At 65.4% G+C, this 8,155-nt stretch carries 9 protein-coding genes and 2 pseudogenes; 5 read left to right on the top strand and 6 right to left on the bottom strand.

Annotated features, from left to right (window positions below; translation table 11 throughout):
- Positions 1-331: pseudogene (locus VKI00_RS13415) on the bottom strand (IS110 family transposase); the annotation flags it as partial.
- 241 nt (positions 332-572) lie between these two features.
- On the opposite strand from VKI00_RS13415, the gene VKI00_RS13410 reads away from it, so the two are divergent.
- Positions 573-1,259 (top strand): helix-turn-helix domain-containing protein, encoded by a 687-nt coding sequence (locus VKI00_RS13410; RefSeq protein ID WP_324438072.1) that lies wholly within the window; start codon positions 573-575, stop codon positions 1,257-1,259.
- Between the two features lie 145 nt (positions 1,260-1,404).
- Positions 1,405-1,719, top strand: a complete 315-nt coding sequence (locus VKI00_RS13405) for a hypothetical protein (RefSeq protein ID WP_324438071.1) — start codon at positions 1,405-1,407, stop codon at positions 1,717-1,719.
- Between the two features lie 296 nt (positions 1,720-2,015).
- Here VKI00_RS13405 and VKI00_RS13400 read toward each other — a convergent pair whose 3' ends face one another.
- The 5 genes from VKI00_RS13400 to sdhC form a co-directional block, all read right to left on the bottom strand.
- On the bottom strand, positions 2,016-2,420 hold the full coding sequence (locus VKI00_RS13400; protein ID WP_324438068.1) for a tautomerase family protein: 405 nt from the start codon (positions 2,418-2,420) through the stop codon (positions 2,016-2,018).
- 17 nt (positions 2,421-2,437) lie between these two features.
- Complete coding sequence (locus VKI00_RS13395) at positions 2,438-3,232, bottom strand: succinate dehydrogenase iron-sulfur subunit (RefSeq protein ID WP_324438066.1); 795 nt, start codon at positions 3,230-3,232, stop codon at positions 2,438-2,440.
- Complete coding sequence (gene sdhA, locus VKI00_RS13390) at positions 3,232-4,986, bottom strand: succinate dehydrogenase flavoprotein subunit (RefSeq protein ID WP_324438064.1); 1,755 nt, start codon at positions 4,984-4,986, stop codon at positions 3,232-3,234. The genes VKI00_RS13395 and sdhA overlap by 1 nt, the downstream gene beginning before the upstream one ends.
- A gap of 62 nt (positions 4,987-5,048) precedes the next feature.
- On the bottom strand, positions 5,049-5,516 hold the full coding sequence (locus VKI00_RS13385) for a succinate dehydrogenase hydrophobic membrane anchor subunit (protein ID WP_324438062.1): 468 nt from the start codon (positions 5,514-5,516) through the stop codon (positions 5,049-5,051).
- Positions 5,513-5,851 (bottom strand): succinate dehydrogenase, cytochrome b556 subunit, encoded by a 339-nt coding sequence (sdhC, locus tag VKI00_RS13380; protein ID WP_324438074.1) that lies wholly within the window; start codon positions 5,849-5,851, stop codon positions 5,513-5,515. The genes VKI00_RS13385 and sdhC overlap by 4 nt, the downstream gene beginning before the upstream one ends.
- Positions 5,852-6,130: 279 nt before the next feature.
- Here sdhC and VKI00_RS13375 point away from each other — a divergent pair, with 279 nt between their 5' ends.
- The 3 genes and pseudogenes from VKI00_RS13375 to VKI00_RS13365 form a co-directional block, all read left to right on the top strand.
- Positions 6,131-6,523: a cytidine deaminase gene (locus tag VKI00_RS13375; protein WP_324438060.1), complete on the top strand. Its 393-nt coding sequence runs from the start codon at positions 6,131-6,133 to the stop codon at positions 6,521-6,523.
- Positions 6,520-7,809 carry a thymidine phosphorylase gene (locus tag VKI00_RS13370; RefSeq protein WP_324438058.1) on the top strand — a complete coding sequence of 430 codons (1,290 nt, stop codon included), beginning with the start codon at positions 6,520-6,522 and terminating at the stop codon, positions 7,807-7,809. Before VKI00_RS13375 ends, VKI00_RS13370 begins: the two co-directional genes overlap by 4 nt.
- Positions 7,809-8,155, top strand: a pseudogene (locus VKI00_RS13365) (adenosine deaminase); the annotation flags it as partial. The gene VKI00_RS13370 and the pseudogene VKI00_RS13365, both read left to right, overlap by 1 nt.

Here is an 8,155-nt window from a genome sequence, read left to right as displayed (position 1 = left end):
TGTCTTTGAGGCGCTCAATGTCTAGTCCGTCGAGGCGCTGCAGCATCGCCCCGAAGTCGACGCACCACGAGCAGCCGACGGTGCGCGCGGTCCAAAACACCGCCAGCTCGCGCACGTTGGCGGGCAGCTTGCGTGACGCCGATTGCAACATCGTCTCGTGGACGACGTTGGCGACCAGCAGCCGCGGATGGTACGCGGTGACGGCGAACGGCTCGGGGACTTCCCCGAAGCGCCGCTTGGCGTATCGGTACATGGCGCGGATCAGCCAGTTGGCCCGTTTCGGTGGGAGGGGTTCGATGCGGGTTTTCGGTGTCATACCGGTCAGACGGCACAGCCGTCGAAAGTGTGACGCGGTGCCGAATGACGACTTGTTTTCTGTTGTAAGTACGCCACATTTTTGACTCCGCTGGCGTATAAAATTCACGCGAGCGAACAAGACGCTCAAAGGGGCCCAGACACCGGGGGCTTGTCTGCGAGGCGACATGAATGTCCCACCTGCCTGTGCGTCACTGACGGCGCACTCTGACGTCGCCAGCGGCGACGCCGCGAGTGACGCGTGCCGAGGCCGGGGAGTGCTTGACGGCGCCTTCGCGGTGCTGGACGCGCTCGCCCATACAGACGACGGGTTGGGTTTGACGGCGCTGGCCCGTGCGACCGGGTTGGCGAAGACGTCGACGTACCGGCTTGCCGAACAATTGGTCGTCCTCGGGGCGGTGCAGTGTGTCGAGCATCGCTACTACGTCGGGGCGCTGATCGGTCGCATCGGGCAGCGGTGGCAACCCGATCCGCTATTGCGGCAGGCTGCGCAGGGACCGGTGCATAACCTGGCCGTGCAGGCCGGCGCGATGGCGTCGCTCCGGATCCTGCACGAGGAGCGACTCCGTCTGATTTGCGCGACGGCAGCGCGCGGCCAGGCCCACATTTCCGACCCGGCGGACCCCGAAGCGATCGCGCGGACCGCCACCGGCCGGGTCTTGTACGCCGCACAGCCCGGCGGGGATATTGCGCTGCCCGACTGCTGGACGCCGCGGGAATGGAGTCGGCTGCGCGAAACAGTCCGCGAACTCGGCGCGACCGTGACCGATCGCCAGGACGCCTTTCCGGGGATCTGCTGTGTGTCAGCGCCGGTGTGGTGGCCTAATGCCACTTGCGCCGGAGCGGTCACGGTTCTGATGCATTCGCCGACGTTGCCGCCCAACTTGCCCGATTTGGTCTCGCACACCGCCCGCCGCATCGACGCCGGCTTGCGCCAGCCATGATCTAGCACCGCGGTCCGTTGGTCGGACCGACCCCTTGCCAGGTAACGGCGCAGGGTATGCGATTCGAAGAGCCATTCGAGCGCCGGTGATCTACGGGGTGATGTCCCGCATGCCGTCGGCACGAAGAACATGCTGCGGAGGAACCATGGTCGCTGCTGCCGCTGACAACCCCGTCCGGGGCGGACTGCCCGCCACGCCGGCGATTACCGTCACGCGGGTCGGGGTCGTTATCGGCGCCGACTTTCTGCCCCACCACGAAGTGACGGTCAGGATCACTCGCCCCGGGGAGGACATCAGCGACTACCTGACTTACGCCGCAGACGGCAACGGCCACCTCTACGCTGATCTGCCCGCCACCGCGCTGACGGGGAAGCTCCAGATCGCCGCCACCGACCATCGGCCCGATCCGGACGGAGCGTGCGGCCGGCTGTGGAGCAACACCTACACCCTCTGTGCGTAACACCTAGCCGCAAGGCTTGGGATGCGGATACGTGGTCCGGCGCGGACCGATTAGGCGGCCGGCGTCACCCGATTCGCCCGTCGGCTGACGTTGGTCACGTACTCGCGCACTGGTCGCTGCGAATCCTTTGCCGGTGGTTGGCTCAGGCTTGCATTGGTCTGGTATCGGCGGGGCTCGATCGTCTCCGCTCCCGCATGTTGCTGGCCGAGTCGCATAGCGTAGGGAACGCTGCTGTCTATTAGCTTATTCCCAGCTGTGCAGAACCTCTGAGACGCGGAGTGCCGGGCCCCGCTGCCTCAACGCCAGCGCTCGCGCGGCAGCACGACATAACTCGCTTCTCCTAGGCCGAACGACCAGTCGTGACGCGCGTTTTCGACGATGACAACGGCTAGATCCTCGGCACGCAGCGCCACCGCGTCGGCCAGCAGCTCGGCAAGGCGGGCGTAGAACGCCTGTTTGCTGGTTTCAGTGCGTCCCGCCGACAACGCGACCTGGACGAACACGAAACGGTCCGAACGGCTGATGTCGAGATACGACCGGTTGAAGTCGAAGGTTTCGGGCAGGTGTTCGGTGATCACCTGAAAGCGATCCCGTTCGGGAACGCCCAGGGTCTCCATCATGGCGCGTTGCACGCAATCGCCGATCGCCTTGCGCTCCTCGCGCGAATAACCTTGCAGTACGTCTATTCGGACCAACGGCATGCCTGTGGACACTAGCTCTAGCGCGTGAACATCAACGCGCGCTTGACCTCCTGAATCGCCTTGGTCACCTCGATGCCCCGCGGGCAGGACTCGGTGCAGTTGAACGTGGTGCGGCAGCGCCACACCCCGTCGACCTCGTTGAGGATGTCGAGGCGCTCGGCGGCCGCTTCGTCGCGGCTATCGAAGATGAAGCGATGCGCATTGACGATGGCCGCCGGGCCAAAGTAGCTGCCCTCGCTCCAGAACACCGGGCAACTGGTCGTGCAACAGGCGCACAGGATGCACTTGGTCGTGTCGTCGTAGCGCGCGCGATCCGTTTGGCTTTGAATGCGCTCTCGCGTCGGGGGGTTACCGCTGGTGATCAGGTACGGCTTCACCGCGCGGTAGGCGTCGAAGAATGGCTCCATGTCGACCACCAGGTCCTTCTCGACCGGCAGCCCGCGGATCGGCTCGACCGTGATCGTCAGCTGCTTACGGGGCTTGCTGGGAAGCAGATCGCGCATCAGCACCTTGCAGGCCAGCCGGTTGACACCGTTGATCCGCATCGCGTCGGAGCCGCAGACGCCGTGAGCGCAGGACCGCCGGAAGGTCAGCGTGCCGTCGAGGTAGCTTTTGACGTAGATGAGCAGGTTGAGCATCCGGTCGCTGGGCAGGCAGGGCACCCGAAAGCTCTGCCAGCCACCGGAATCGGCGTACTGGTCGGGGTTTTCCGGATTGAACCGGGCGATCCTCAGCGTCACCATCACCGCACCCTCGGGGATCGGCGGCAACGGCGGATCGCCGCCCGGCGCGGTCTCGACAACCGAACTCATCAGTACTTCCGTTCCATTGGCTCGTAACGCGTCTGCACCACAGGTTTGAAATCCAGCCGAATGTCGCTGAGCAGGTCGGTGCCCTGCTTGTACGCCATGGTGTGACGCATGTAGTTGACGTCGTCGCGGTTGGGGTAGTCCTCGCGGGCGTGCCCGCCACGGGATTCCTTGCGGTTCAACGCGCCGACCACGGTGACTTCGGCCAGCTCGAGCAGGAAACCCAGCTCGATGGCTTCCAGCAAGTCGCTGTTGAAGCGCTTTCCCTTGTCGTGCACGGAGATTCGCGAATAGCGCTCTTTGAGAGCGTGAATGTCGGTGAGTGCCTGCTTGAGGGTCTCCTCGGTGCGGAACACCGCGGCGTTGTTGTCCATCGTCTGCTGCAGCGCCCCGCGGATGTCGGCGACGCGCTCGTTGCCTTGCTCGGACAAAATGTCGGCCACCCAGCCGACGACCATCGCCGACGGGTCCGGCGGCTGCTCGACGAAGTCGTGCCCCAGGGCGTAGTTGGCCGCGGCGATTCCGGCCCGCCGCCCGAAGACGTTGATATCCAGCAGCGAATTGGTGCCCAGCCGGTTGGCGCCGTGCACCGATACGCACGCACACTCGCCGGCCGCATACAGGCCCGGGACGGTAGATGTATTGTCCCGCAACACTTGTCCGGTGATGGTCGTCGGGATGCCACCCATCACGTAATGGCAGGTCGGGTAGACCGGGACCAGCTCTTTGACTGGGTCCACGCCCAGGTAGGTGCGCGCGAACTCGGTGATGTCGGGCAGCTTTGCCTCCAGGACGTCGGCGCCGAGGTGGCGGACGTCGATGTAGACGTAGTCCTTGTGGGGACCCGCGCCGCGGCCCTGCAGCACCTCGAGAACCATCGAGCGGGCGACGATGTCGCGCGGCGCCAGGTCGACGATCGTCGGCGCGTAGCGCTCCATGAACCGCTCACCCTCGCCGTTGAGCAGCCGGCCACCCTCGCCGCGCACGGCTTCGGAGATCAAGATGCCCAGACCGGCCAACCCGGTCGGGTGGAACTGGTGAAACTCCATGTCTTCCAACGGAAGTCCCTTGCGGAAGACGATTCCGATGCCGTCGCCGGTCAGGGTGTGGGCGTTGGACGTGGTCTTGTACATCCGGCCCGACCCGCCGGTTGCGATCACGACGGCCTTGGCGTGGAAGATGTGCACCTCGCCGGTGGCCAGCCCGTAGGCGACCACGCCGGTGGCCACCGGGCCGCTCGGGGTCTGGGTCAGCACCAGGTCGAGCACATAGAACTCGTTGAAGAACTCGACGTCGTGTTTGACGCAGTTCTGGTACAGCGTCTGCAGGATCATGTGACCGGTGCGGTCGGCGGCATAGCAGGCCCGGCGTACCGGGGCCTTGCCGTGATCGCGGGTATGCCCACCGAAGCGACGCTGGTCGATGCGGCCCTCGGGGGTGCGGTTGAACGGCATCCCCATTTTCTCCAGATCCAGCACCGCGTCGATGGCTTCCTTGCACATGATCTCCACCGCGTCCTGGTCGGCGAGATAGTCGCCGCCCTTGACGGTGTCGAAGGTGTGCCATTCCCAGTTGTCGTCCTCGACGTTGGCCAGTGCGGCGCACATGCCGCCCTGGGCGGCGCCGGTGTGGCTGCGGGTCGGGTACAGCTTGGTCAACACCGCGGTACGGACGCGCGGACCCGCTTCCACCGCTGCCCGCATTCCGGCCCCGCCCGCGCCGACGATCACCACGTCATATCGGTGTTGGGAGATCACGGCCGCCGCCGACGATGCAGAGCGAAGCGGTGAGGAGGAGGTGGCGTAAACATGTTCGCCTTTCACGAAATGTTCGGGTTAAACGTCAGCAGCACGTAGGTCCCCAGCAGCAGCGTGAACACCATCGACAACACGAGCAGGGCATTCAGCCAGAAGCGGGTGGAATCCTTGCGGCTGTAGTCGTCGATGATGGTGCGCAGACCGTTGCCGCCGTGCAACTGTGCCAGCCACAGCAGCAGCAGGTCCCAGGTTTGCCAGAACGGCGAGTGCCAGCGCTGCGCCACGTAGTTGAAGTCGATGCGATACACGCCGTCGTCCCACATCAGCATCACGAACAAGTGCCCGAGCGCCAAGAACACCAGCACGATGCCGGAAAACCGCATGAACAGCCAGGCGAACTTCTCGAAGTTGGGCATACCGGTCCGCCGACGGGGGGCCCGCGGATTGTCCAGGCTGGCCGGACGGTCGTGGCTGCGCTGCCGGATCGGCGCGACCTGGCCGCGGCCCAGTTGAAGGTCGGGGGAGCTCATCGGAAATGCCCGATCATGTGGATGGCCACGACCACGGTCGCGGGCACCATCACCAGCAGCCAGACGATGGCGATCGCCCACAGCATCAGCCGCTGGTAGCGGGTGCCCTTCGCCCAGAAGTCGATCAGGATCACCCGGATGCCGTTGAGCGCGTGGTAAAGCACCGCGGCCACCAGCCCGAGTTCCATCAAGCCCACGATCGGTGTCTTGTAGGTCGAGATGACTTCGTTGTAGGTCTGCGGGCTTACCCGAACCAGTGCGGTGTCCAGCACGTGCACGAACAGGAAGAAGAAGATCGTCGCACCGGTGATGCGGTGCAGCACCCATGACCACATACCGGGATCGCCGCGGTAGAGGGTTTGTCGCAGGCGGCGTGCGCGCGACGATCCGTCCTCCGGTGTCGGCGTGGCCGGATTCGCAGATGTCGTCGTCGTCATCAGCGCCTCCCCTTATGTGGGACCGTCGGGTGGACTCTAATCCCATTCTGGCGCTCAGAAGACCCGCTTCGTGTCCGCCAACGCTTTTCGGCGCGAAGAATCTAGGGTGACCTTGTGAATTAGCCGACAGTGAACGAGGTGGCCCGATGCGTTCCCAACCCGCGAAGTATCGCGAGCATGACTGACACAATTAACTGGAAGTTGCTGCGGGACAAGGCTATCCAAGCAGCGCATGGCGCGTACGCACCTTACTCTCGGTTTCCGGTGGGTGCGGCGGCGTTGGTCGACGATCGGCGGATAGTTACCGGCTGCAATGTGGAGAATGTCTCATATGGCCTGGGTCTCTGCGCCGAGTGCGCCGTGGTGTGCGCGCTGTATTCGACCGGCGGCGGCCGGCTGCTCGCACTGGCGTGCGTCGACGGCGCCGGCTCGCCGCTGATGCCGTGCGGCCGGTGTCGTCAGGTGTTGCTCGAACACGGCGGGCCGGACCTGCTCATCGACCATCCCGAGGCACCCCGGCGGCTCGGCGACTTGCTGCCTGAGCCGTTCGGACCGGACGACCTCCCGTGAGATTCGACGCGCCGACCATCATCGCAACCAAACGCGACGGCGGTCGGCTGTCGGATGCCGCGATCGACTGGGTCATCGACGCCTACACCAACGGGCAGATCGCCGACGAACAGATGTCAGCGCTGTTGATGGCGATCTTCCTGCGCGGCATGGACTACGGCGAGACCGCGCGATGGACGGCGGCGATGGTGGACTCCGGTGAGCGAATGGATTTCACCGATTTGCGGCGCGACGGCAGTCCGCTGCCGACCGTGGACAAACACTCCACCGGCGGGGTCGGAGACAAGATCACGCTGCCGCTGGTATCGGTGGTTGCGGCGTGCGGTGGCGCGGTGCCGCAGGCATCCGGCCGCGGACTCGGCCATACCGGCGGCACATTGGACAAGTTGGAATCCATCGCAGGCTTTTCCGCAAAGCTGTCTAACGAGCAAGTGCGCCAACAGCTTTGCGAGATCGGAGCGGCCATATTCGCGGCCGGCCGCTTGGCGCCCGCTGACGCGAAGCTCTATGCGCTGCGCGACATCACCGCCACCGTGGAGTCGCTGCCGCTGATCGCGAGTTCGGTGATGAGCAAGAAGATCGCCGAAGGGGCGGGCGCGCTGGTGCTCGACGTCAAGGTCGGTGCCGGCGCGTTGCTGCGTTCGGAATCGCAGTGTCGCGAGTTGGCCGAAACCATGGTGGCGTTGGGTGCAAAGCATGGGCTGCCGGCTTGCGCGCTATTGACCGACATGAATAGTCCGCTGGGCGCGGCCGCCGGCAATGCACTTGAAGTCGCCGAGGCGCTGGAAGTGCTGGCCGGCGGGGGACCGCCCGATGTGGTGGAACTGACGCTCCGACTGGCCGGCGAGATGCTCCAGATCGCCGGCCTCGACGGGCGTGATCCGGCGCAGACGCTGCGTGACGGCACCGCGATGGACCGATTCCGCGCCTTGGTCGCCGCGCAGGGCGGTGACTTGTCCGTACCGTTGCCAGTTGGTAAGTACTCCGAAACCGTGATCGCCGATCGGAGCGGCACAATGGGCGATATCGACGCGATGGCAGTGGGGCTGACGGTGTGGCGGCTCGGCGCGGGCAGGTCTCGGCCGGGCGAGTCGGTGCAGCCCGGCGCCGGGATCCGGATCCACCGACGTCCCGGGGAGCCGGTGGCCGCGGGCGAGCCGCTGTTCACGTTGTACACCGACACCCCGGAACGGTTCGAGCCTGCGATGGCCGAGTTGGACGCCGGCTGGAGCGTCGTCAGCACGCCACCTGTCCAGCGACCACTGATCATCGATCGGATCACCTGATGACGACGCCACTGAGGCTGGAGGCGATCAAGCGAGCGCCCAAGGCGCTGTTGCACGATCACCTCGACGGCGGGCTGCGCCCGGCGACCGTGATCGACATCGCCGGTCAGACCGGCTATGACGACCTGCCCGCCACCGAGGTCGACGAGCTGACGCGGTGGTTTCACACCCAGTCGCACAGCGGATCGCTGGAGCGCTATCTGGAGCCGTTCTCGCACACCGTCGCGGTGATGCAGACGCCCGAGTCGCTGCACCGGGTGGCCTACGAATGCGTGGAGGACCTGTCCGCCGACTCGGTGGTATACGCCGAGGTGCGGTTCGCCCCCGAACTGCACATCAACCGCGG

The organism is Mycobacterium sp., from assembly GCF_035314665.1.
Classification (GTDB): Bacteria; Actinomycetota; Actinomycetes; order Mycobacteriales; family Mycobacteriaceae; genus Mycobacterium.
Note: the sequence above shows the minus strand (reverse complement) of the source record. Positions and strands in the feature narration are given on the sequence as shown.